This is a genomic window from Streptomyces sp. NPDC032745, assembly GCF_055579465.1.
In genome coordinates this window covers 40,227-62,544 of record NZ_JBVING010000021.1, presented here as the reverse complement: position 1 = coordinate 62,544, position 22,318 = coordinate 40,227, and the positions used below count along the sequence as shown (strand labels likewise).

The window sequence follows — 22,318 nt, the reverse complement described above, 5'->3', positions numbered from 1 at the left end:
CCCGATCGCCGAGTCCGGCCCGCCCGGGGCCCAGGGCCCGTCCCGGCCGCGCAAGGCCTTGCCCTCAGCCGTTGCCGCTCTGCCGGATCCCTGGCGTGCGTGCTGCGCCGCCTGCCTGCTGGGCGGCCCCGGCCGGCCGGGGCGCCTCAGCCGCCGCCGTGAGAGGCGTTGGCGCGGCGCAGCAGCTCCTCGTGGAGCAATCGGCCGGTGAGCGCGCCGCCGAACACGACGACGCCGATGGCGACGAGCCAGGACTGGATGACGAGGACGGTTCCGAAGGGCCCGTACGTGACGGCGCTGGAGGCGATCAGCGGCGAGAAGACGAGCCGGGAGAAAATCCGCAGCCCGAGCAGCCCGATCATGGTGGCCGCCGCCCCGGGGAACAGCGCGGTCCACGGGATCCGGCCGGCGAGCAGCAGCCGCTGTGACCACCAGAAGAACAGCGTGCCGATCCCGAACGTCACGTAGCCGCGGGCCGGGGAGTCGCGCCACGGCGGGGAGAACGCCGACAGGTAGAGGAAGCCGATGAGTACGGCGAGCCACAGCACGTGCCGCCACCTGGCCCACCAGCGGGCCGGGGGCAGGTCCCAGATCCTTTCGTAGCCGCTCTGCAGCACCGTGCCGAACGACAGGCCGAACACGGCGAGCAGGGCCAGGCCGAACGCCGTTGTGGTCCGCCACGCCTGGCCGGGCAGGGCGAAGAGCCGCTCGATCTCCACTCGGGCTGTCGCGGACACGCCGAGCCCGTCCCCGAGCCATTGGGCGAACCCCCGCCCGCTGGCGGCATCCGCCGCGGACACCACGATCAGCAGCGGTACCAGCGTCAGGAACCCGAGCGCGGCGAACCCCAGTGCGCGTTGCCACAGGGCCACTTCCCGCACGCGCCCCCAGCGGCGCCCGGCCCGGGCACGGCGGATCGCGCTGCCTATCCGCCCGAAGGGCGACATCCGTCCGGGCCGCTCAGTTTCGGGCATAGCGTGTCGTGACGAGCATGGCCGCTCCAGCTGCTGCTTTTCCCACGGTAGGACTTGATCGCCCCGGCTGCTTTCCGTCCTGCATACGCACCGTGACGCTCGAGATCAACCCGTGGCAGACCATGGCGAATGGCCGTCGTTCGCGCGCCGCGCGCCGTGGCCCCGCGCCCGCTGTGGGGCTGGGACCACGACGACGCCGTTGGCGGGTCAGCCCTTGAAGACGTCCTTGATCTTCTCCTTGGCCTGGCGGGCGTCGCCCTTGGCCTTCTCGGCGCGGCCTTCGGCGGTCAGGCGTTCGTTGCCCACCGCACGGCCGGCCGTCTCCTTGAGCTTGCCCTTGGCCTGCTCGGCCTTGGCCCGGCTCTTCTGGTTCTTCGACACAGCTGATCACTCCTGAAGGAGGGGGACAAACCGTACGTGCTGCTTCTGACCGCGATTCCGGCTGCCAAACGAGCTGGACGCCCAGGTCGTGCGGAGACTTCGGTTCCTGCCCGGCTCAGCCGGCCGCCTGGCCGTCGACGGGGATGTCCAGGCGGTCGGCCAAGGTGGTGAGGGTCCTTCCCAGGGGGAGCATCACGCGGGTGACGGCGTGCTGGTCGCCGCGGGTCGGGTCCCGGTTGACGATCAACACGGGCTTCCCGGCCTGGGCTGCCTGGCGGACGAACCGGAGCCCGGACATCACTGTCAGTGAGGACCCCAGGACCAGCAGCGAGGTCGCCTCACCGACCAGTTCGCGGCAGCGCTCGACCCGCCCCGGCGGAACGGCTTCGCCGAAGAACACCACGTCCGGCTTGAGGATGCCGTCACACTCCGAGCAGGGCACCACGGAGAAGTCCCCGATCTGTTCGTCGGTGAGGTCGGCGTCACCGTCCGGGTTCAGTCCGGCGGTCACCGGCTCGAAGCCCGCATTGGCCTCCTCGAGCCGCAGGGCGAGTTCACGGCGGGAGCTGAAGGTGCCGCAGGAAAGGCAGACGACCCGGTCCAGGCCTCCGTGGAGTTCCACCACCCCCTCGCTGCCGGCGGCCTGATGCAGGCCGTCGACGTTCTGGGTGATCACACCCGAGAGCAGACCGTGCCGCCCGAACGCCGCCACAGCCCGGTGCCCGGCGTTGGGCCGGGCGCGACCGAACGTGCGCCAGCCCAGGTGACTGCGCGCCCAGTAACGGCGCCGGGCCTGAGCACCGGCGGTGAATTCCTGGTACGTCATCGGGGTGTGCCGACTCAGGCTCCCACCCTCACCCCGGTAGTCGGGGATGCCCGACTCCGTGGATATGCCCGCCCCGCTGAGCACCAGCACGCCGCCGGTCCTCAGTGCATCGGCGACCGGCTCGGGATCGGCCGTGCCAGGACGTAGGCCCTCGGTCGGGGTCCAGCTCAGAGTGGGGCGCATGCGCATGCCGCCAGCGTACGGAACGACTGTGCGCGCCGGTCCCCGGCGGACTGCTCCCGCAGGAATGATCACGGTCCTTCGCCACCGCCACCGCCACCGCCACCGCCATGGCCACCGTCAGGTAGAGCGTCGCGTCGAAAGCCAGGCCACCGCGTGCACCGTTGCGGTCGTCACTGCGGCGAGGCCCAGGCCGCGCAGCACCGCCTCGCGCGCATCGCCGTTCGTCAGCGGCACGCCTGCCGACCGCATGCGGTGGGCCGCCCACAGGGCGTACGGAATCACCACCGTCGGGGCCGTCGCCACCCCCGGCGTGTAGCGGCCCAAGGCGGCGGCCGATGCCAGGTGGGTGACTCCGTGCAGACCGAAACCCGTCACGGCCGTGCGGAAGAAGCGGCTGCGGCCACCGGTGCGGGCACCCTCGGCCGAGGCCGCTGCCACGACGCAGCCCATGAGTCCGATCGCGATGTTCACCCGGCGCTGTGGCACTCGGGAGAAGCGGGCCATCGTGGCGAGTTCCTCGACGTCGTTCAGCACCCAGGCGGCCAGCAGACCCCATGTCACGGTGGCAGGGACGGCGGTCTTGGCAGGCATCGGTCCAACCTCTCCCGTTCGCAGAATGCAACGCAACGTTGCGTTGCATTCGTAGCATACGATGCTCCCATGAGCGACACCAGAGGTCCCCGCGCCGCCGCCGCCATCTTCGACGCCACCCTCCAACTCCTGGCAGAGCGCGGGTATGACGGCCTCACCATCGAGGCCGTCGCCCGGGCGGCAGGCGTGAACAAGACGACCATCTACCGCTGGTGGCCCTCGAAGCCGGCCCTGGTGCGCGCCACCGTGCTGCAGGCCAGGGCCCTCGACATCGACGTCCCGGACACCGGAAGCCTGCGCGGAGACCTCGTTGCGCTCGTTGAGCAGGTCATCGGGTTGCTCACCGGACCGCATGCCGAACCGGTCGTGCGCGCCCTGGCCGGCGCATCGGGTCAGCCGGAACTGGCCGAACTCACCCGGGAGCTCTTCGCTGAACGCTTTGCCCGTGAGCAGCCCGTCTTCGAACGCGCTCGCGCACGGGGTGAGCTGCCCGCGACCGACCCCCAATTGCTGGTCGACCTCGTCGCCGGAGCCGTCTGGGTCCGCGTGCTGCTGCGCCGCCAACCGCTGCCGGACCGCTTCGCGGCCGAGGTCGTGGATGCGGTCCTCCACCAGCGTGAGGAACCGCGCGCCTGACGTTCTCGAGCCGTCATGGCGACGCTCGGACCGGCGGAGAAGCGCCATCGCGAAGACGGGCGTGGACGGCTGCCGGTTCGGTCATCAGCGCCCGCCGAGGAGACGGGCTGCGCCGGCGGCGAGGAGCTGCCGCCCGGCATTGCGTCCGACCGCGGTCCACGACACCGGCCCAGACCGTGTTGGCCGGCGGTGGGTCAGGATTCCCGGCCGGCGGCTCCCGGTGCACGGGGGCTGCCTTCCGCGGGGGGCTCGCCGAGGCCGGCCAGGAGGCGGGACAGCCAAGCACGGGCTCCCGGGCTCGCGGTGGGAGCCGCCGCGTGGCTGGCGAGGAGGTCCGCGCCGCGGGAATCGCCGAGTTCGGCGAGGCCGACGGCGGCCGAGAGGCGGTCGCTGCCGTGCAGAGTGGGGTCGACGGTGTGACCGGCGAGGAGGTCGGCCCCCTGCTGCCGGTATCCGTCGAGATGGGACAGGGCCACGGCGGCCCTCACGCGGTCGGGCCCGAACACGGTGGTGTCGCCCGAGAGCCGCAGGAGCAGGCCGGCGGCCCGGGCGTCGCCGAGCTGGGCCAGGAATCGGGCGGCCTCCGTGCGCACATGGCCGTTCACGCGGGCGTCGACGGTGAGGGCGGCGAGGAACCGGATGCCGTCCTGCTGGTGCCCCTCCCGTCGCGCCAGGTCCTGGGCGGCGTGCAGCCTGGCGGCATCCTGCTGGCGCGGGTCCGCGGCGAAGGCGGCGAGGAGGCGCAGGCCCTCCGCCTCATGCCCTTCCACGTGGGACAGCTCACCGGCGGCCTTCACGCGGGTGATCGGGAGCAGGGACGGGTCGGTGGTGAAGGCGGTGAGGAGTGCGACACCCTCCGCCTCGTGCCCGTCGACCCTGGCGAGGTGCCAGGCGGCCGACAGCAGCAGCGTCGGATGACTGCCGGCGGCGATGCGTACGAGCAGGGCAACGCCGGCCTCCACATGGCCATCCATCTGGGTCAGGGCTGCTGCGGCCCGCGCGCTGCCGTCGGACAGCCGGTTCTCGGCGAAGCGAGTCAGTTTGCGGGCGGTGGACCGGGCGGGCAGGCAGGTCCGCAGGCCCACCTGTGTCGTCAGGAACCCCAAGGCGGCGTCTCCGACTCCGGCGACGTCCTCCAGGGCCCGGGCGGTGGCTTCGGCGACGTGGTCCCGGGGGATCAGGAGCCCGTCCAAGAGGAAGCCGAGATAGGACGGTTCCAGGTGTTCCGGTGGCTTCCAGAGCCGGGTGGGAGCGTGCCGGTCAGGGAAGAGGTCGTCGAGCACCTGGAGGCGCGCCTGCTCGTCGCGGGTGGCGTGCCGGGCCGCGTGGTACTCCAGGAGGCTCTGGTGGAGGAAGTCGAAGTCGCCCGCGCGCTGGGCGAGCAGGCCGGTGGGCCGCAGTAGGTCGCCGAGAAAGGCGTGCCAGCGGGCCTCCTTCACCTTCGGCGGTCGCTGCTCGGGCAGGTGCGCGGCAAGTATCCCGACCGCCGGGGCGGTGTTGCCGCTGATCCGCTCGTGGGCGAGGAGGTCGATCAGCTCGCGCAGGTGGTCGCGTACCGCCTGTGCGGCCTGCTCGGCGGCCGTGATGTCGGGGGCGATCTGGTGACGATCCTTCAGGAAGCGGATCGCGGCGTCGTGGGTGTGTGCGACGGCTTTGTGGGTGTTCTGTTCGTACAGCAGCTCGACGAAGGACTGGTAGGCCCCGGTACGGCCTTCGGGCAGCGGCCGGGCCGGGTCGGCCGCGTAGAGCTGGCACAGCATGGAAGCCATGAGCGGTGTGCGGGCCAGGCCGTCGAGGCGGGAGCGTCTGAGCTCGGCCTTGAACGCCTTGAACGCCTTGACGTGGCGGTCGGGGTCGGGCAGGCCCGCGAAGCAAGCCCGCGCGTACGTGAGGACGTTGGCCGGGGTGAACGGCTGGAGTTCGAAGCGGGCAGTGCCGGGGCCCAGGCGGGCGAGCTCCCCGTACGGGAGCGGGCGGGTTGCCACGAGGAACCGGTACACCGAAGGCCGCCGCCGGGCCTCCCGGGCCAGCTTGTCCAGAAGGGCGGCGCGCGCGGCGTGGTCGGGGACCTCGTCGAGGCCGTCGACCAGCACCAGCCAGGGCGCAGCGGGGCGCGGGCGCGTGCGGAAGAAGTCCTCCGGAAGCGCCGCGCGCAGCCCGAACGGGCCGAGGGCCTCGGTCACGGCGGTGGCGAGGGCCTGCGCCAACAGGGGCGCGCCGGCCAGGGCGGTGGCCCGGATCATGACGGGGACGGCCGCCTGCCGGCCGGGCGGATCGGGCCGGCCATCCGTGGTGTCGCCCTCGGCGCGCAGCCAGCGGGCGGCCGCGTCGGCGAGGTGGCGGCGCAGCAACGTCGACTTGCCGCCGCCCGCCCCGGCGAGGAGCACGCGTATGCCTCCCTCGTCGCCTTCGTTCTCCTCGCCCGCGAACACGGTCTCGGCGGGCATCAGAGTGGTTTCTTCGGCGGTGGCCCCGGTCTGCCGGTCAGCTGCCTGCTGGCGTACGTAGACCCACGCGAGCGGCGGCAAGGGGCCGTCGTCGGCCAGGCCCGGATACGGGTGGTGGTCGGCGGCGAGCCGGGCCGCCTCCAGGTAGGAGCGCAGCTGCGCAGAGGCGCCCCGGGCGGGGTCCCACGGCGCGGACGGCGCCGCGTAGTAGGCGACGACCTGATCCGCATGGCCGACCGCGAGCCCGCCGAGGGAGGCGGTGATGGCGGTGGCGGCGGTGATGACTTGGGGAGCCTGACTGACGCCGGGGCCGCTCAGCCCTGCTGCGGGCCCGGCTGCGGAGGGTTGTGCAGCACCACGTCCCGCATGCGCAGCGCGGCGGCGGACCCGTGGTCGGCCCGGATCTCCACGTTCCCGCCGACGGCCTGCCCATCGTCTGCGGCCGAGATCCGATCGGCGCTGGAGTGCGTAGCGAGCAAGGTGCGCAGGAACTGAGCGGCGTGCTCGCGCTCGTCGCCGTGCAGGTTCTCCAGCACGGCCTCGAAGCGTGTCTGCCAGGCGGCCTGCTGGGCGATCCGGACGCGCTCGACCTCGCAGACGTCCCCGGCCTCGCCGACGGCGGCCAGCGCGGCCGCGTCGTGGTCCAGGCGCTCCAGTACCGTGCGTTCGCGCTCTTCGTCGCCCCGGCCGAACCACCGGGCCACCGCCTGCTGGAACTCCTGCCAAGCGGTGGTCCCCGCGGCCTGGACCACCGCGGTTCCGCCCGCGGCAGCCAGAGCCGTCAATGCCTCCTCCAGCATCCCCCGGTCCTTCCCCGTCGATTCGTACGCCCCGTATCGTCGCCCTTGACCGTAACCCCGCATCCGGTGGCCCACAGCGTCTTCGAGGAAGACCGGACGAAGGGCCCGAGGGGCCTGCTGGCATGCGCCTACGCGCCGCGGAGCGTTTCGGCCCGTTTCTCGATGGCGGTGATCAGCGCCTCGACCCTGGCCGCGAAGATCTGTTCGTCCGTCACCTCGGCCAGCTCCGTGCTCAGTCGGGTGATGTTCGGGAACCCCTCGGCGTCGACCAGCCGGTACTCCCGGCTCCACGAAGACTCGTCGGCCTCCCGGATGTCCGGGTCGAACAGCAGGTAGGCGGCGCGCTGGCCCACGTAGGCGAGCAGCGAGTCACCCACCATGCGGTAGTGGACGGCCGCCTCGGCGCCGTCGAGCCCGGCCTCCCTGACGGCTCCGATGATGAGCTCGACGACGCGGAACTCGTTGGGCCGGCGGGTGGTGCGGCTGGCCATGGTCGAGCCGACCACCGGATAGCGCAGCGCGACCTCCAGGGAGGCGTCGGCGAGCGCCCGCAGCCGCCCCTTCCAGTCGAGGCCCTCGGGGATGCTGTCGACCACCTCGCCGAGCGTGCGGTCGGCGACGGAGAGCAGCAGCTCGTCCTTGTCGCGGAAGTGCCGGTAGATCGCTGTGGGGTCGGCGCCGAGCTCCTCGCCGAGGCGTCGGACGGTGAAGGCGTCCGCGCTGCCGCGAGCCGCGATGCGCAGGCTCGCCTCGATGATGGCGTCGGGCGTGAGCTGGCTGCCCGCGCGCTTGGTCCGGGCGGATGTGTCGGATGGCTTCGGCATGGTGCGGCCAGTGTAACGATGTGGAACGGAGCGAGCGCAACACCGTTGACAACAATGTTGCGCTCCCGTTCACTCCTCCTCAACAACAAGCCGAGCGGGTCCGCCCGCCGATGGGGAGGGGTGCGTCGATGGCCGTCAGCAAGGAGCCGATCGTGCAGCGGGCCGACACCGTTTTCGTGGGAGGACGGGTCTTCACCGGCACCGGCACCGGCACGCGGACCGGGGCCGCCGCCGGACCCGTCGACGCCGCCGTCGCCGTCGCAGGCGGCCGGATCATCGCCGTCGCCGACGAGGCCGCCGTCCGCTCGCTCGCCGACGAGTCCACCGAGGTCGTGGACCTGGCGGGCGGACTGCTCGTCCCCGGCTTCCAGGACGCCCACGTCCACCCCGCGGTGGCCGGCGTCCTGATGCTCGGCTGCGACCTGTCCGAGGAGCGCACCATCGAGGGCTATCTGGCCGTCGTGGCCGCGTACGCCAAGGAGCATCCGGATGCGGCGTGGATCCGCGGCGGCGGATGGTCGATGGACCTCTTCCCCGGCGGCACGCCCACCCGCGGCATGCTCGACGCGGTGGTCCCGGACCGGCCGGTCATGCTCACCAACCGGGACGGTCACGGAGCCTGGGTCAACACCCACGCGCTCCGGCTCGCGGGCGTGGACCGTGGCACCCCGGATCCGGCCGACGGCCGGATCGAGCGGGAGCCGGACGGCACCCCGGCGGGCACGCTCCAGGAGGGGGCCGTGGATCTGGTCGCCCGGCACGTGCCCATCGCGACGCCGGACGAGGCGCTCGCCGGCCTGCTGGCCGCGCAGGAGCACCTGTTCAGCCTCGGTGTGACCAGCTGGCAGGACGCCATGATCGGCGCCTTCCCCGGCAACCCCGACAATTTCGGCGTCTACCTGCGTGCCGCGAGCGAAGGTTCCCTGCGGGCCCGGGTCGTCGGCGCGCTGTGGTGGGACCGCGAGCGCGGACTGGAGCAGATTCCCGAGCTGGAGGAGCGGCGTCGCACCGGCCGGGTGGGCCGCTTCAACGCCACCTCCGTGAAGATCATGCAGGACGGCATCGCCGAGAACTTCACCGCCGGAATGCTGGAGCCCTACCTCGACGGCTGCGGCTGCGCCACCGGGAACTCCGGGCTCAGTTTCATCGAACCGGAGCTGCTCACCGAAGCGGTCGCCCGCCTCGACCGCTCGGGCTTCCAGCTCCACTTCCACGCGCTCGGAGACCGCGCCGTACGGGAGGTCCTCGACGCGCTGGACGCAGCGCGCTCCGTCAACGGCGCCAACGACAACCGGCACCACCTCGCCCACCTCCAGGTCGTCCACCCCGATGACATCGGGCGTTTCGCGCGACTCGGAGCGGCCGCGAACATCCAGGCGCTGTGGGCCGCGCACGAACCGCAGATGGACGAGCTGACCATCCCCTTCCTGGGGCCGGAACGAGCGGCCCTCCAATACCCGTTCGGGGATCTCCAGCGCGCCGGCGCCCGGCTCGTCGCGGGCAGCGACTGGTCGGTCAGCAGCCCCAACCCGCTCTGGGGCATTCACGTCGCCGTCAACCGCGCCGTGCCCGACGAGGCGCCGAACGCGACCGGGACCCGCGAGCCCTGCCCTCCCTTCTTCCCCGAGCAGGCCCTGACCCTGTCCCAGGCCCTGACCGCCTACACCGCCGGCAGCGCCTGGGCGAACCACCTGGACGAGGTCACCGGCACCGTCGAGGTGGGCAAGTACGCCGACCTCGTCGTCCTCGACCGGGATCCCTTCGCGCACCCCAGCGAGGAGATCGCCGAGACCCGGGTGCTGCGGACCTACCTCGACGGCGAACTCGTCTACGCCGCCTCGCTCTGAACCGACGGACCTCCCCCTCCCCCCCCGCCCACCCCTCTCGGAGGCAGCAGATGCCCTCAGCCCGACCGAGCTCGCACCGGCCCCGACGGCTTCGCCACACCGCGGCGGCCGCCCTCGCCACTGCCGCCGTGCTCGTCACGAGCGCGTGCGGCGGCCCCGCGCAGCGGCCCGACGACACCAACGGCGGATACCGGCTCACGGACAGGACGCCCGCCGCCTCGGGCGACCTGGACTCCTTCACCTGGTCCGTCTACGCCGAGCCGGCCACCATCGACTACGCGCACTCCTTCGACTTCCCGCCCAACCAGATCCTCGCCAACGTCTGCGAGAGCCTGCTGCGCTGGAACCCCGACCTGACCACCTCGCCGAACCTCGCGGCCTCGTACAGCAATCCCACGCCCACCACCTGGGTGTACCAGATCCGCCCGGGCGTGCGCTTCCACGACGGCACGGAGCTCACCGCGGACGACGTCGTCGCCTCCCTGCGCCGCAACCTCGACCCCGCGACCGCCAGCGTATGGGCCTACCCCTTCCGCAACGTTCAGGCGGTCGAGCGCACCGGCCCGCTGGAGGTCACCGTCACCCTGGCGAAGCCGGACTCCACCTTCAACAAGTACCTCGCCGCGGGCCCCGGCACCGTGGAGTCCGCCGCCACCCTGGCCAAGGCCGGCAAGGACTACGGCAACCCGCAGACCGGCGTGAACTGCACCGGCCCGTTCTCCTTCGAGTCCTGGACCTCCGGCCAGTCCCTCAGCCTCAAGCGGTTCGACGGCTACTGGAACGCCGACCTCAAGGCCAAGTCCGGCCGGGCGAAGTTCGTCTTCCTGGCCGACCCCACCACCCGCGTCAACGCCTTCCGCAGCGGCGAGGTCGACGGCGGCTGGATGGTCCCGCCGAACGCCTACAAGCAGCTGGGTGCCACCGAGGCCGGAACGCTCTACTTCGGCCGGAGCACCACGGTCGTCGACGAGGTGGTGAGCAACCTCAAGGGCCCCCTCGGTGACGCCCGGGTCCGCCAGGCGCTGCTGATGGCCATCGACCGCAAGGGCATCGTCAAGGCCGGAGCGGGCGGAGTCGGAGAGGTCGCCAACTCGCTGACCACCGACAACCTGTGGAACGACGCACCCGCCGCCGCACGCGAGGGCATCCTCAAGGACGTACCGGCGTACCCGTACGACCCGGCGAAGGCCAAGGCACTCGCCGCCGAGGCCGGGGTGAACGGCCAGAAGATCGTGATCGCGACCAGCCCGCTGGACTCCCAGACGACGATCATCACCCAGGCCGTCGCCCAGGCCGCCACGGCCATCGGCCTCAAGCCGCAGATCGATTCCCTCTCCGCCGAGAAGTACACGACCCTCTTCACCGATCCGGCCGCACGCGAGGGCATCGACCTGTTCCTCACCTTCTGGTACACCTCGATCACCGACCCGCTGGACGTGTACGGCTCGCTCCAGACGGGCTCCTTCAGCAACTACGGCAACTGGTCCGACCCGGCCTTCGACACCGCCGTCGACAAGGCCGTCGCGGCCCACGATCCCGCCGAACACGCCGCGGCCAACGCCGAGGCCCAGCGGACGGCCCTGCGCGAGCTGCCGTGGCTGCCCTTGTACACGCAGCCCGTAAGCGTCTTCATGGGCAAGCGGATCACCGGCGTCCAGCCCTCGATCGCCTACCTCTACTACCCCTGGGCCGCCGAGATCGGAGCGAAGCGATGACGCCCGCACCGGCACTGGCCCGGCTCGGCCGGGTGCTGCGCCGGCTGGCCGCCATGGCGGCGACCTTGCTCGTCACCTCCTTCCTGGTGTTCTCCTCGCTCTTCCTCGTCCCCGGGGACCCGGCCGCCTTCCTGGTCAAGGGACGCAGCCCGAGCCCGCAGGAACTCGCCGCGATCCGGCACCAGTACGGCTTCGACGAGCCGTTCCTCGTCCGGTACGGGAAGTGGCTCGACGGCGTCCTGCACGGCGACTTCGGCCGCTCCTACCTCTTCCACCAGGACGTCGGCTCCGTCATCTGGTCGCGCCTGCCCGCCTCCCTGCTGCTGGTCGGCGTATCGGCCCTGATGATCGTCGTCGTGGGGGTCGGGGCCGGCATCGTCGGAGCGCTGCGCCGGGGCACGCGCACCGACCGGACCCTGATGCTGCTCGTGACGGTGGGCGCCGCCGCCCCCGCCTTCGTCGCCGCCCTCCTGTTGCGGTCGGTGCTGGGCGTGCAGCTCGGCTGGTTCCCGACCATCGGCAACGGCACCGGCCTGCTCGACCGGCTCCACCACGTCGTGCTCCCGGCAGCGGCCCTGTCGGTGACCTTCATGGCGCTGGTGACCCGGGTGACCCGGTCGGCGATGCTGGACGAACTGCGCCGTGAGCACGTCGAGGTCGCACTCAGCCGGGGAACGCCCCGGGGGACGGTGATCAGGCGGCACGTACTGCGCAACGCGCTGGGCCCGATCGTGACGGTCTCCGCACTCCTGGTCTCGGGGATGCTGGTGAGCACGGCGATCGTGGAGACCGCCTTCGGCATGGCCGGGGTCGGTTCGCTGCTGGTGCAGTCGGTGGACCAGATGGACTTCCAGGTCGTCCAGGCCATCGTGCTGCTCGTCGTCGGCGCGTTCGTCGTGGTCAACGCCCTGGTGGACCTGGTGCATCCGCTGATCGATCCGCGGGTCGCGGCCGGGGGGAGTGCACGATGAGCCTACGGACCTCACCCTCCGCTGACATCCCGGCCGGCGCCGCGGCCGCGCCCCCCGGCGGGATGCTCCGCGCGACGTTCACCCGCATCCGCAGACTCGGCGGCGGCCCGCTGCACGCGAGCTGCATGCTGCTCCTTGCCCTGTTCCTGCTGCTCTCCCTGTTCGGCCCCTGGCTGGCGCCGTACGACCCGACCTTCGGCTCGCTCGGCGACACCCTCCTCGGGCCGAGCGCCCTGCACTGGCTGGGGACCGACCAGGGCGGCCACGACACCTTCTCGGCGCTGATCGTCGGCACCCGGTCCAGCCTCGCCGGACCCCTCGCCGTGGTGCTCTTCTCCACCGCGGCGGGCATCGCCGTCGGCCTGTTCACCGCCTGGCGCGGCGGGTGGATCGACACCCTGGCCGGGCGCGTCCTCGACATCCTCTTCGCCTTCCCCGCGCTGCTGCTGGCGATCCTCGCGGTGGCCCTCTTCGGCAAGGGCATGACGGCGCCGGTCATCGCGATGGCGATCGCGTACATGCCGTACACCGCACGCGTCGTACGGGGTCTGGCGGTACAGGAGAAGGCCCGGCCCTACATCGCGGCCTACCGGGTGCAGGGGCATTCCGCGGTGTTCGTCGCGGTCCGCGCCCTGCTGCCCAACATCGCCCCCACCCTGCTCGCCCAGTCGACCGTGAACTTCGGCTACGCCCTCCTCGACCTCGCCGCCCTGTCGTTCCTGGGGCTGGGCGTCCAGCCGCCGACACCCGACTGGGGAGCCATGATCAATCAGGGGCAGACCGCCGTCCTCCAGGGACAGCCGCTGTCCGCGATCGTGCCGGCCGTCGCGGTGGTCCTGGTGGTCGTCGCCTTCAACGTCGTCGGGGAGACCCTCGGCGACCGGCTCGCCGGGAGGGACTCCTGATGGCACTACTCGAGTACGAGGACCTGCACGTCGCGCTGCCCACGACGGCCCGCCCGGTCCTGGACGGCATCACCCTGACCGTCGAAGCCGGGGAGGTCGTCGCCCTGGTCGGCGAATCCGGCTCCGGGAAGTCGGTCACGGCCCGCGCCGCCCTCGGGCTGTTCCCCCCGGGGTGCGAGACCCGCGGCCGGGTCCGGGTCGACGGCATCGACCTCGTCGGCGCCGACGCGGCCGGCCTGCACGAGGTACGGACCGCCAAGGCCGCGATGATCTTCCAGGACCCCAGGGCGGCCATCAACCCGGTACGCCGCGTCGGTGACTTCCTGACCGAATCGCTGCGGATCGGCCGGCGTTGGCCGAAGGACCGGGCGAACGCCCGGGCCGTCGAACTGCTCACCGCCGTCGGCCTCCCCGATCCCGCCCGGCACCTGGACCAGTACCCGCACGAGCTCTCCGGCGGCATGCTCCAGCGCGTCGTGATCGCCGCGGCCCTCACCACCGAGCCCCGGCTGCTGCTGTGCGACGAACCCACCACCGCACTCGACGTCAGCACCCAGGCCGAGACCATGGCCATCCTCGGGCGGCTCCAGCGCGAGCGGGGCCTCGGCATGCTCCTCATCACCCACGACGTCGAACTCGCCGCCGCCTCCAGCGACCGGATCTACGTGATGTACGCGGGGCGGATCGTCGAAACGGCCCCCGTGGCCGACCTGTTCGCCACCCCGGCGCACCCCTACACCGCCGGCCTGCTCGGCTCGTCCCCGCCCCTGAGCGGCCCGGCGGGACCGGACGGTCGCCTCGTCCCCATCCCCGGAGCCCCGATGGGCCTCATGGAGTCCGCACCCGGCTGCGCCTTCGCACCGCGCTGCCGCTTCGCCGAGCCCGGCCGCTGCGACCAGTCGCCGCCGCCCCTGCGGCCGCACGGCCCGGGCGAAGTCGCCTGCCACCGCGCGGACGAACTCACCGGCCAGCTCTCCGGCACACACCCCGACACGGCGGCGGCGACCGCGACGATCCCGGCTCCGGCCCGCACCGGCGCCCCGGACGAGGAGGACCGTTGACCACCACCGAGCCGATCCCGGCGCTGCTCCGGGCGAGCGGCCTGCGCAAGACGTACCGGACCGGGGGGACCGAGGTCGTCGCGGTCGACGGCCTGTCGTTCTCCGTACCGCCGGGCGGGGCGCTCGGCATCGTCGGGGAGTCGGGTTCCGGCAAGACCACCACCGCCCGGATGCTGGTCGGCCTGGAGGCCCCCGACGCGGGGGAGATCCTCGTGCAGGGGGAGCCGTTGGCGAAGGCCGCACGGGGGAAGGCGGCCCGGCTGGCCCGGGCCAAGGCCGTCCAGATCGTCTTCCAGGACCCCTACCTGTCGCTCGACGCCCGCATCGGCATCGGCGCGACCCTGGACGGCGTCCTGCGGCTGCACGGATCCCACGACCGTACGGCGCGGGCCGCCCGGGTCAGGGAACTGCTGGCACAGGTCGGCCTCGGGGACCGCGAGGCGGCGGCCCTGCCCCGCAGCCTGTCGGGAGGGCAGCGCCAACGTGCGGCCATCGCCCGGGCACTGGCCGTCGAACCGACCGTGCTGGTGCTCGACGAGGCCGTGTCCGCCCTCGACGTCTCGGTCCAGGCACAGGTGCTCAACCTGCTCGCGGACATCCGCCGCGAGACCGGCATCGGCCTGGTCTTCGTCAGCCACGACCTGGCGGTCGTCCGGTACGTCTGTGACGAGGCGCTGGTCATGTACCGGGGCCGGACGATGGAGCACCGGCCCGTGGCGGAACTCCTCACCACGCCCCGCCACCCCTACACCCGGCTGCTGCTGGCGTCCGTCCCGCACCCCGGCTGGGATCCCGACTCCATCAGCCGCCGCCGACGCGGGCTCGACCTCGTGACCGCGACTTCGTGACCACTTCGCGCCGGAGCCGATGAGTTGACGACGTCGACCTGACTGATCGACCAGGTGAGGGTGCCGCTACGGCCGGGTCCCCTGTCAGCATGGCGATCATGACTGAGAGTGCATCTGTACGTCCGGTCCGCAGAATATGGGACGGCCGGAACGATCCCGACAGCCCGGTGCCGGTGCGCGAGGAAGGGGGAGCCCCGAGCGGCGACGCATTGGTGGACGATGCCTATGACGCCCTCGGCGTCACCTGGGACTTCTTCCGCACGGTGTACGGCCGCAACTCGATCGACGGCAGGGGCGGCCCCGTGGAGGCGGTCGTCCGGAGCGGGGAGGCGGGACCGGCCTGGCAAGGCTCGCGCATCATCCTCGGCAACGGCGGCGTCCCGGCTCCGGACGCGCTCGCCGCGCAGTTCACGGCCGGCATCGTCCACCACACCGCCGAGCTGGAGCCGTACGGTGAGCCCGGCGCGCTCGCCGTCTCACTCGGCAACGTCTTCGGTCTCCTGGCCAAGCAGTACGGCCTGAAGCACACGGCACTGGAAGCGGACTGGCTGTTCGGCCAGGGCGGCCCGTCCTCCGACGGAGCCCGCGGCTCCCTCAAGGACCCCGCCCGGTTCCACCAGGCGGCCCACATGACCGAGTACGACGAGACCTCCCACGTCGACGGGGGCGTCCACGCCAACGCAGGGATCCCGAACCACGCGTTCTACCTCGTCGCGACGGAACTCGGCGGCCACGCCTGGGACCGGGCCGGGCGCATCTGGTACAAGGCGCTGATGGAGTACGCCGCCAGGACCACGAACTTCTCCGCGTTCCGCTACGCGACCATCGGCGCCGCCCGCGACCTGGACTGGCCGACGGACGTGGTGACCAAGGCGTGGAGTGCGGTCGGCGTGGACCGCTGACCGCGCTCCACGAGCCAAGGGCCCCAGCCGCCGGTTGCGACGGCCGGGGCCCGCGTCGTGTCCTCGGCCGCGCGGGCGAACAGCGTGCGCGCCGCCGTGCTGCGCCGCTCGGTCTCCTGACGAGATCCCGCCCGATCCGCGGCGCGATACCTGACATTCTCCCGCTTTGGGCAGAGGCCACCCGGCGCGCGGTCCGGATCATGAGGGAGGGCGTTCGGCATGCGAACGCCAGTGCGCACTCCCATCGTTCCCAGGAGGACATTCGCATGGTCACCAGACGACGCGTGCTCGTCGGCACGCTGGCCACGACGGGCGCGGGCCTGATCACCGGTGCCGGCCTGCTGCCCGTACTGCGCACCCCCACCGCGCAGGCCGCAGACGACGCGGGCCCGGCGGTCGCGCCCGCACCGTTCACGGTGAAGCTGCCACAGCTGCCCGTGCTCACCCCGTACTCCACCCAGGGCGGGCAGGACGCGTACCGCGTCACCGTCAAGGAGGTCTCGCGGGAGATCCTGCCCGGGGTGCAGACCAAGGTGCTGACCTACGACGGCCACTTCCCGGGGCCCGTGCTGCGGGCGCGCAGCGGCCGGCCGGTGTCCATCCGGCACCGGAACACCCTGGACATGCCGATGGCCGTGCACCTGCACGGCGCAAGCGTTTCCCCGGAGAACGACGGCGCCCCGATGGACACCGTCGCCCCGGGCGCGGCACGCACGTACACCTACCCGAACCAGCAGCCCAACGCCACGCTGTGGTTCCACGACCACGCCCACCACATGGAGGCCGAGCACGTCTACCGGGGCCTGTCGGCGACGTACATCCTCACCGACGACACGGAGCGGGCCCTGCCGCTGCCCTCCGGCAAGTACGAGATACCCATCGCGCTGCGCGACGCCCGTTTCGACGAGAACGGGCAACTGGTCTACGCCATGGACGACTTCCGGGGCCGCACCACGCTGCTCGCCAACGGCCGCCCGAGTCCGTACCTGGAGGTCGCGGCCCGCAAGTACCGCTTCCGCCTGCTCAACACCTCCAACCTGCGCTTCTTCAAGCTGCGTCTCGCCGACGGCGGGCAACTCGTCCAGATCGGCTCCGACGGCGGCCTGCTGGAGCGCCCCTTCACCACCGACACCGTCTCGCTGTCCCCGGCGGAACGCGCCGACGTGGTCATCGACTTCTCCCGCTACCCGGTCGGCACGAAGATCGTCCTGGAGACCACGATGGGCGGGGGCGCACCCGGTCAGGTCGGCAACGTGCTCCGGTTCGACGTGGTCCGCACCGCCCCCGACCCGAGCCGGGTCCCGGACGTGCTGCGCACCCTGCCGCCGGTGGACGCACTGCCCGAGCCCGCCGTCGAGCGGCACATCGTCTTCAGCATGGACGAGGACGGCCGCACCGACCCGCGCGGGCTGATCGACGGGCTCCAGTGGGACCCGGACCGGATCGACCAGACGGTCACCTTCGGGACCTCGGAGATCTGGACGGTGACCAACGCCAACAAGCTCATCCCGCACAACTTCCACATGCACCTGGTCCAGTTCCGGGTGCTGGAGCGGGGCGGCGCCCCCGTCGGACCGGCCGAGGCGGGCCTGAAGGACACGGTCCAGCTCCTCCCCGGCGAGACGGTGAAGCTGCACGCCACCTTCGACGCGTACCGGGGCACGTACGTCTACCACTGCCACCTGCTGGACCACTCGGCGATGGGCATGATGGCCAACTTCCGCGTGCGCTGACCCGGCCACCGGGGCGGGCAGGTCCCCCGGGGTGCGATCAACGGCGGCGCGCGGTGCGATGGAACCCTGCTGCTGTCCGTCATGAGACCGGCGGACAGCCGGAGAGTGGCGGTGGAACCCGTGACCGTGCACGCCGACGCCGTGGCCCGGGGCCACCACTGCCGGGGCGCCAGGAGGCGGGCCGCGGCGGCCGGTGTGCTCGGCGCCGTGTGGCTCCTTCTCGTCGTCGCCCTCGCCCCCGCGGCCCAGGCCGGGGCCGCCGGCCTTTCCGCCCCGACCGGGGACTGCGCCCGCGGCTGGGTGTGCGGGTGGACCGATCCCCGATACACGGGAGTGGTGAGCCTCGTCGCGCAGGACATGCCGCGCTACCCGGAAACGACCGCCTACGTCGGGTTCAACGGTGGTTCGTCGGTGTGGAACAGCGCCCGGACGTGGCGCACCGGCGGCCGTCTCTGGGGCCGGTGCGTCACCGTGTACAACAGCGTCGGCTATGCGGGGCGTCGCCTGACCGTCCGCCCCGACCAGGGCATTCCACAGCTCCCGGCGGCGTTCGGCAACATCCGCTCCAACCGGTTCCACACATGCCGGTTGTCCTGAGCCGGTGCGGGGACGGGCCCGGAACGCCGAGTGGCTGAGCCAGTGGGTGAGCAGGTCCGGGTCGCCGAGCGTCTCGACGGCGTTGCCGCGGGCCGCGTCGCCGCTATCCCGGTCCGGGCCCGTGCAGCAGGGCCGCCAGCCCGTGCGTACGGTCCGCACCAGTGAAGTCCTGCCAGCTGATCGATCCGTCCCCGTCCGCATCGATCAGCTCGAACGCGGCCGCCGCGTCCTGTGACGGCATCCCCTTGAGGGCCCGCCACACCGTGAACTCGTGGAGGTCCATCACCCCGTCGCCGTCCCGGTCGGCCACATTGAACTGTGCGTGGAGCACCGCCATCACCTCCGGCGAACCCGACTGGGCGCCTGAACCGGCTTCCGAGGCCGGCAGGGACGCGAACCACTCCCGGTACTCCTCCCGCCCGATCCGCCCGTCCCGATCGCGGTCGACCAACTCGGCCTGGCGTTCCCACAGGGCCTGGTTCGCCTCGATCAGCGCGCGTCCCTTCGGTGAGTTCGGCCCCGCGCCGTACGACTGGAGCAGCCGCTCCGCACTGGCCCGGTAGTCGTCCGCGGTCAGTACCCCGTCACCGTTCGTGTCCAGCCGATCGAAGACGTCGTCGGCCACTGCCACCTGCTCGGCACCCATGGCCGTGAGCGTACGCCGCTCCTCCAAGGCCCCCGCCGATTGCGGCCCCCGGGGGCGTGTCCCGGGCTTCAGGCCCCGACGCCGCCGGTTCTGTCACACGATCGGATGTCGGAACGCCTCGATCCGGTGGGACACGTCCCGACTTCCCCCTCCCGTGGGCCCGCGGTCTGCATGGTGGGTCCAGCTTTCGGCGCCGTGGCACACCCCGCCCCGCGCGCCTGCCAAGTAACGGAAGGGCCCGTACCCATGGCGTTCGCGAGGACTCTGCTGCCCGGTCTGCTCTCCTTGGCGCTCACGGGCGTTCCCGCCGCGTCCCCGGACACCGCGGCCGCCGTGCCCTACGACGGGCAGGCCCGTCACGAGACGGCCCTGTTCAGCGTGAAGGCCACCGGCAATGCGGCGGCCCAGGCGTTCACCGTGGACGGCTCCCGGCTGACGCGACTCAGCGTGTACCTGAGCAGCGGGGCCGCGACCGGGACCGTGACCGCCCAGGTCCGCCGGGTTCGCGACGACGCGGGGTCGGTGGTCGCCTCGAAGACCCTGAACCTCGCCGCCCTGGGCGGCGCCGGCGCCGGCTGGGTCGAATTCCCCGTCAGCGCCGCCGTCACCGCGGGTGCCACGTACTACCTGTTCGTCCAGGCGACCACGGCGGAGAGCAAGCCGATCGCCTGGTACGGCACGCTCCGGTCCGTGCCCGGCTCGCTGACCAGCTGGAACTACGACCGGGCGTACTGGGGAGGCTGGCACGCCTACGACTCCCGGCTCGCCTTCCACGTCAATCCCACCGGCAGCGAGCGGTGCGGGGAGACGGAGCCCTGCTACGTGCCCGCCTCGGCCCTCGCAGCCCGTACGGCGGGGCTGCTGACGAACGGCGTGGACACCGAGGCCGTCCTGCCCTCCTTCGCCGTCGGCGCCGCCTACGTGGACGGCAGCAACGTGCTGCGCCTGCCCTCCGGCCGGTGGCGGTACCTGCCGACCGGTGCCTCCGCATCCAGCGTGGTCGCGGCCGACGACCCGGACGCCCTGGCGCAGATCGACGAGAGCCGCGCCTGGCTGGCCGCGGGCCGGGTTCCGGGGTCCACCGCCGCACAGCGGGCGGCGGTGCAGCGCGCCCTGCTGTCGATGCGGGCCCTGCTCAAGCCCAACGGCGCGTTCGCCGCGGGGTGGTCGCCGGCGTGGGAGTACTCCTGGCCCCGGGACGGCGCGTTCGCCGCGGTCGCGTTCGCCGCCACCGGGCACGACGAGGAGGCGTACCGGATCCTGGGCTACGACGCGCGGACCCAGCGGGCCGACGGGACCTGGGAAGCGCGTACGAAGCTGGACGGCAGTGGACCGCCGGACGCCCGGAAGTGGCAGCTGGACGGCAACGGCTGGGTCCCCTGGGCCACCTGGCAGTGGTACGAAGCGGCGCCGGCCGGCGACCGGGACGAACGGCTGCGCACGCTCTATCCGATGGTGCGCAAGGCGGCCGACTACGCAGCGCGGTCCCTGGGGCCGGACGGGCTGCCGCCGGCGTCCCCGGACTACTGGGAGCTGGACACGGCGACCACCAACATCGGAACGGCTGCCCCCCTCCTCGCCGGACTCAACGCTTCGGCCGACCTGGCCGCCCGGCTGGGCATGGGCGAAGACGCAGAGCGCTGGGGGGACGCGGCCCGGCGCCTCTCCGCCGGCATCGCCGCCTTCGCCCCGCTGGGGTACCCGCGGACCGCTGACGGCAAGCACGGGCGGGACAGCGCCGTGGCGTTCATGGCGCCCCCGTTCAACACTGCCCCGCCCGGTCTGAGCGCAGCGCTGGACTCCACCTACCGGGCGCTGCTGCTGCCCAACGGTGGCGTCTCGCCCGGCAACGACCCCGGCTTCAGCTGGGGATCGTACGCCTGGACGGCCAGCACCTCCTTCTTCGCGCTCGCCTGGTCGGGAACCGGCGAGCAGACCAGGGCCGGCAAGACGCTGGACTGGGTGCTGTCCAAGCGGAACGGGCTGGGGGAGCTGCCCGAAACGGTGAACGGGGCCGGGCTGGCGTCCTCGGTCGCGCCCCTGGGCTGGACGGATTCGCTCGTCGTCCTCACCGCGCTGGCCCTCGAGGGCTCCCCCCAGCCCACCCCGCCGACGCGGACGAGCGCCGCGCAGTCCAACGGGACCTGAGCCGTCGCACCGCCCCCGGGCAAGCACCGCCCCGGGCAGCAGCGCCGACACCCGCCGACACCCCGCGCGGGCGGAGCCCAGGGCGCTGCGCTCACCGGGCGGCGGCCCTCGCCTGTACGGAGGCGACGTAGCGGACGGTGAACACCATCGGGAGGGCGAACCCCGCGAGCTGGACGAGTGTGGCGGTGGTCGAATGGCCGTCGCCCGCGTGCGCGAGCAGGGCGAGCACACCGGCCGTCACGGCGAAGGCCGCGGTCCACACGGCGGTGATGACGACGTTGGTCCGCACGAAGGGCTTCAGCCCCCAGACCTCGCGGGGTGTGGTGCGCTTGGCGATCCCGAGGGTGAACGGCTTGCCGATGAGCAGGGAGACACCGGCGACGAGCGCCAGAGTGACCGAGGACAGGGCCGCCGAGTAGTCGTGCAGCGGGGTGTCCGGGGCGGCGAAGGCGAGCACCGTCAGCGCCGCGAAGAAGACCGCCGAGCCCGTCTCGATGATCAACGCGTCGAACCCGGCCCCTGCCCGGCGCTGTTGGACGGTCACCGCGACCGCTGCCACCAGGCCGGCCAGCGCGGCCCACTGCCACTGGGCGGACGGGAGCACCGCGAAGACGATCCAGGGGAGGAAGGTGCGTGCGTACGACATCGGGAGATCCCCCTCGATATTCCTGTTCTGACATGTCGAAAGTAGAAGATCGAGTCTCGACATGTCAAGAGTGGAAGGTAGAGTGCGGGCATGAGTCTTCGACATGCCCTCCTCGGACTCCTGTCCGAGCGTCCGGCCAGCGGGTACGACATGCTCAAGAGCTTCGACACGGCGCTGGCCACCGTCTGGCCCGCAACGCAGAGCCAGATCTACACAGAGCTGTCCCGCCTCGCCGACGCCGGGCTGATCAGCGTCGCGGCCGAGGGCCCGCGCGGCCGCAAGGAGTACTCCCTCACCGATGAGGGGCTGGCGGAGCTGCGGCACTGGCTCACCGAGACCAAGCCGCAGCGCAACACCCGCAGCGACATCCTGCTGAGGGTCTTCTTCCTCGGCGTGCTGACGCCCGAGCAGGCGCGGGGCTACCTCACCGAGCTGACGGAAATGTCGGAGCAGGGCACCGCGGAACTGCGCGCCGTCGAAGCCTCCGTCGACTGGGGCGACGACACGCTGTCCGTCTACGGCCGGATCGCCCTCGAGTACGGCATCCGCTTCAACGCGATGCGCCGCGAATGGGCCGAGTGGGCGGCCGGCCAGATCCGCTAGCGCGGGTCCCCGCCACGTCCGGCAGGTGCATGAT

At 72.3% G+C, this 22,318-nt stretch carries 21 protein-coding genes; 12 read left to right on the top strand and 9 right to left on the bottom strand.

What is annotated here, in order from left to right:
- Positions 1-146: 146 nt before the first annotated feature.
- From ACZ5WG_RS37115 to ACZ5WG_RS37100, 4 genes are all read right to left on the bottom strand, one after another.
- The gene (locus ACZ5WG_RS37115; RefSeq protein ID WP_468729025.1) at positions 147-974 is read right to left on the bottom strand and encodes a ribonuclease BN; all 828 of its coding nucleotides are present in this window, start codon (positions 972-974) and stop codon (positions 147-149) included.
- Positions 975-1,181: 207 nt separating this feature from the next.
- The gene (locus ACZ5WG_RS37110; RefSeq protein WP_468729023.1) at positions 1,182-1,355 is read right to left on the bottom strand and encodes a CsbD family protein; all 174 of its coding nucleotides are present in this window, start codon (positions 1,353-1,355) and stop codon (positions 1,182-1,184) included.
- 115 nt (positions 1,356-1,470) lie between these two features.
- Positions 1,471-2,370: an NAD-dependent protein deacetylase gene (locus tag ACZ5WG_RS37105; protein ID WP_468729022.1), complete on the bottom strand. Its 900-nt coding sequence runs from the start codon at positions 2,368-2,370 to the stop codon at positions 1,471-1,473.
- A gap of 111 nt (positions 2,371-2,481) precedes the next feature.
- Positions 2,482-2,955 carry an HXXEE domain-containing protein gene (locus ACZ5WG_RS37100; protein WP_468729020.1) on the bottom strand — a complete coding sequence of 158 codons (474 nt, stop codon included), beginning with the start codon at positions 2,953-2,955 and terminating at the stop codon, positions 2,482-2,484.
- A gap of 69 nt (positions 2,956-3,024) precedes the next feature.
- On the opposite strand from ACZ5WG_RS37100, the gene ACZ5WG_RS37095 reads away from it, so the two are divergent.
- Entirely contained in the window at positions 3,025-3,591 is a 567-nt protein-coding gene (locus tag ACZ5WG_RS37095; protein WP_468729019.1) for a TetR/AcrR family transcriptional regulator, read from the top strand.
- Positions 3,592-3,785: 194 nt separating this feature from the next.
- Here the strand turns inward: ACZ5WG_RS37095 and ACZ5WG_RS37090 are convergent, their stop codons facing one another.
- The 3 genes from ACZ5WG_RS37090 to ACZ5WG_RS37080 form a co-directional block, all read right to left on the bottom strand.
- Positions 3,786-6,038, bottom strand: coding sequence for an NACHT domain-containing protein (locus ACZ5WG_RS37090; RefSeq protein ID WP_468729018.1), 2,253 nt, complete (start codon positions 6,036-6,038; stop codon positions 3,786-3,788).
- A gap of 314 nt (positions 6,039-6,352) precedes the next feature.
- The gene (locus ACZ5WG_RS37085) at positions 6,353-6,838 is read right to left on the bottom strand and encodes a hypothetical protein (protein WP_468729016.1); all 486 of its coding nucleotides are present in this window, start codon (positions 6,836-6,838) and stop codon (positions 6,353-6,355) included.
- A gap of 128 nt (positions 6,839-6,966) precedes the next feature.
- The gene (locus tag ACZ5WG_RS37080; RefSeq protein ID WP_468729015.1) at positions 6,967-7,662 is read right to left on the bottom strand and encodes a TetR/AcrR family transcriptional regulator; all 696 of its coding nucleotides are present in this window, start codon (positions 7,660-7,662) and stop codon (positions 6,967-6,969) included.
- 128 nt (positions 7,663-7,790) lie between these two features.
- On the opposite strand from ACZ5WG_RS37080, the gene ACZ5WG_RS37075 reads away from it, so the two are divergent.
- The 9 genes from ACZ5WG_RS37075 (at position 7,791) to ACZ5WG_RS37035 (ending at position 18,241) form a co-directional block, all read left to right on the top strand.
- Positions 7,791-9,509, top strand: a complete 1,719-nt coding sequence (locus ACZ5WG_RS37075) for an amidohydrolase (RefSeq protein ID WP_468729014.1) — start codon at positions 7,791-7,793, stop codon at positions 9,507-9,509.
- 50 nt (positions 9,510-9,559) lie between these two features.
- Positions 9,560-11,224: an ABC transporter substrate-binding protein gene (locus tag ACZ5WG_RS37070; protein ID WP_468729013.1), complete on the top strand. Its 1,665-nt coding sequence runs from the start codon at positions 9,560-9,562 to the stop codon at positions 11,222-11,224.
- Positions 11,221-12,195 carry an ABC transporter permease gene (locus ACZ5WG_RS37065; protein ID WP_468729011.1) on the top strand — a complete coding sequence of 325 codons (975 nt, stop codon included), beginning with the start codon at positions 11,221-11,223 and terminating at the stop codon, positions 12,193-12,195. The genes ACZ5WG_RS37070 and ACZ5WG_RS37065 overlap by 4 nt, the downstream gene beginning before the upstream one ends.
- Positions 12,192-13,100 carry an ABC transporter permease gene (locus tag ACZ5WG_RS37060; protein WP_468729010.1) on the top strand — a complete coding sequence of 303 codons (909 nt, stop codon included), beginning with the start codon at positions 12,192-12,194 and terminating at the stop codon, positions 13,098-13,100. Before ACZ5WG_RS37065 ends, ACZ5WG_RS37060 begins: the two co-directional genes overlap by 4 nt.
- Positions 13,100-14,161: an ABC transporter ATP-binding protein gene (locus ACZ5WG_RS37055; protein WP_468729008.1), complete on the top strand. Its 1,062-nt coding sequence runs from the start codon at positions 13,100-13,102 to the stop codon at positions 14,159-14,161. Before ACZ5WG_RS37060 ends, ACZ5WG_RS37055 begins: the two co-directional genes overlap by 1 nt.
- The gene (locus ACZ5WG_RS37050) at positions 14,158-15,009 is read left to right on the top strand and encodes an ATP-binding cassette domain-containing protein (protein WP_468729007.1); all 852 of its coding nucleotides are present in this window, start codon (positions 14,158-14,160) and stop codon (positions 15,007-15,009) included. The genes ACZ5WG_RS37055 and ACZ5WG_RS37050 overlap by 4 nt, the downstream gene beginning before the upstream one ends.
- Positions 15,010-15,182: 173 nt before the next feature.
- Positions 15,183-15,911, top strand: coding sequence for a M4 family metallopeptidase (locus ACZ5WG_RS37045; protein WP_468729006.1), 729 nt, complete (start codon positions 15,183-15,185; stop codon positions 15,909-15,911).
- A 266-nt stretch (positions 15,912-16,177) separates the two neighbouring features.
- Positions 16,178-17,644 carry a multicopper oxidase family protein gene (locus ACZ5WG_RS37040; RefSeq protein ID WP_468729005.1) on the top strand — a complete coding sequence of 489 codons (1,467 nt, stop codon included), beginning with the start codon at positions 16,178-16,180 and terminating at the stop codon, positions 17,642-17,644.
- 111 nt (positions 17,645-17,755) lie between these two features.
- On the top strand, positions 17,756-18,241 hold the full coding sequence (locus ACZ5WG_RS37035; protein ID WP_468729003.1) for a peptidase inhibitor family I36 protein: 486 nt from the start codon (positions 17,756-17,758) through the stop codon (positions 18,239-18,241).
- A gap of 103 nt (positions 18,242-18,344) precedes the next feature.
- On the opposite strand, the gene ACZ5WG_RS37030 is transcribed toward ACZ5WG_RS37035, so the two are convergent.
- Positions 18,345-18,887 carry an EF-hand domain-containing protein gene (locus ACZ5WG_RS37030; RefSeq protein ID WP_468729002.1) on the bottom strand — a complete coding sequence of 181 codons (543 nt, stop codon included), beginning with the start codon at positions 18,885-18,887 and terminating at the stop codon, positions 18,345-18,347.
- Between the two features lie 246 nt (positions 18,888-19,133).
- Here ACZ5WG_RS37030 and ACZ5WG_RS37025 point away from each other — a divergent pair, with 246 nt between their 5' ends.
- Positions 19,134-21,035, top strand: a complete 1,902-nt coding sequence (locus ACZ5WG_RS37025) for a glycoside hydrolase family 15 protein (protein ID WP_468729001.1) — start codon at positions 19,134-19,136, stop codon at positions 21,033-21,035.
- 91 nt (positions 21,036-21,126) lie between these two features.
- Here the strand turns inward: ACZ5WG_RS37025 and ACZ5WG_RS37020 are convergent, their stop codons facing one another.
- A complete protein-coding gene (locus ACZ5WG_RS37020) occupies positions 21,127-21,681 on the bottom strand; it encodes a hypothetical protein (RefSeq protein WP_468729000.1) in 555 nt (184 codons plus the stop codon).
- A 90-nt stretch (positions 21,682-21,771) separates the two neighbouring features.
- On the opposite strand from ACZ5WG_RS37020, the gene ACZ5WG_RS37015 reads away from it, so the two are divergent.
- On the top strand, positions 21,772-22,284 hold the full coding sequence (locus tag ACZ5WG_RS37015; RefSeq protein ID WP_468728999.1) for a PadR family transcriptional regulator: 513 nt from the start codon (positions 21,772-21,774) through the stop codon (positions 22,282-22,284).
- The last annotated feature ends 34 nt before the right edge of the window (positions 22,285-22,318 follow it).

Excerpts from the sequence above, each read along its gene's own strand:
- ACZ5WG_RS37100 (WP_468729020.1), bottom strand. The coding sequence starts at position 2,955 with ATGCCTGCCAAGACCGCCGTCCCTGCCACCGTGACATGGGGTCTGCTG.
- ACZ5WG_RS37115 (WP_468729025.1), bottom strand. The coding sequence starts at position 974 with ATGCCCGAAACTGAGCGGCCCGGACGGATGTCGCCCTTCGGGCGGATA.
- ACZ5WG_RS37055 (WP_468729008.1), top strand. The coding sequence starts at position 13,100 with ATGGCACTACTCGAGTACGAGGACCTGCACGTCGCGCTGCCCACGACG.
- ACZ5WG_RS37090 (WP_468729018.1), bottom strand. The coding sequence starts at position 6,038 with ATGCCCGCCGAGACCGTGTTCGCGGGCGAGGAGAACGAAGGCGACGAG.
- ACZ5WG_RS37070 (WP_468729013.1), top strand. The coding sequence starts at position 9,560 with ATGCCCTCAGCCCGACCGAGCTCGCACCGGCCCCGACGGCTTCGCCAC.
- ACZ5WG_RS37040 (WP_468729005.1), top strand. The coding sequence starts at position 16,178 with ATGGTCACCAGACGACGCGTGCTCGTCGGCACGCTGGCCACGACGGGC.
- ACZ5WG_RS37075 (WP_468729014.1), top strand. The coding sequence starts at position 7,791 with ATGGCCGTCAGCAAGGAGCCGATCGTGCAGCGGGCCGACACCGTTTTC.
- ACZ5WG_RS37030 (WP_468729002.1), bottom strand. The coding sequence starts at position 18,887 with ATGGGTGCCGAGCAGGTGGCAGTGGCCGACGACGTCTTCGATCGGCTG.
- ACZ5WG_RS37015 (WP_468728999.1), top strand. The coding sequence starts at position 21,772 with ATGAGTCTTCGACATGCCCTCCTCGGACTCCTGTCCGAGCGTCCGGCC.
- ACZ5WG_RS37095 (WP_468729019.1), top strand. The coding sequence starts at position 3,025 with ATGAGCGACACCAGAGGTCCCCGCGCCGCCGCCGCCATCTTCGACGCC.
- ACZ5WG_RS37080 (WP_468729015.1), bottom strand. The coding sequence starts at position 7,662 with ATGCCGAAGCCATCCGACACATCCGCCCGGACCAAGCGCGCGGGCAGC.
- ACZ5WG_RS37060 (WP_468729010.1), top strand. The coding sequence starts at position 12,192 with ATGAGCCTACGGACCTCACCCTCCGCTGACATCCCGGCCGGCGCCGCG.
- ACZ5WG_RS37065 (WP_468729011.1), top strand. The coding sequence starts at position 11,221 with ATGACGCCCGCACCGGCACTGGCCCGGCTCGGCCGGGTGCTGCGCCGG.
- ACZ5WG_RS37105 (WP_468729022.1), bottom strand. The coding sequence starts at position 2,370 with ATGCGCATGCGCCCCACTCTGAGCTGGACCCCGACCGAGGGCCTACGT.
- ACZ5WG_RS37025 (WP_468729001.1), top strand. The coding sequence starts at position 19,134 with ATGGCGTTCGCGAGGACTCTGCTGCCCGGTCTGCTCTCCTTGGCGCTC.
- ACZ5WG_RS37020 (WP_468729000.1), bottom strand. The coding sequence starts at position 21,681 with ATGTCGTACGCACGCACCTTCCTCCCCTGGATCGTCTTCGCGGTGCTC.
- ACZ5WG_RS37085 (WP_468729016.1), bottom strand. The coding sequence starts at position 6,838 with ATGCTGGAGGAGGCATTGACGGCTCTGGCTGCCGCGGGCGGAACCGCG.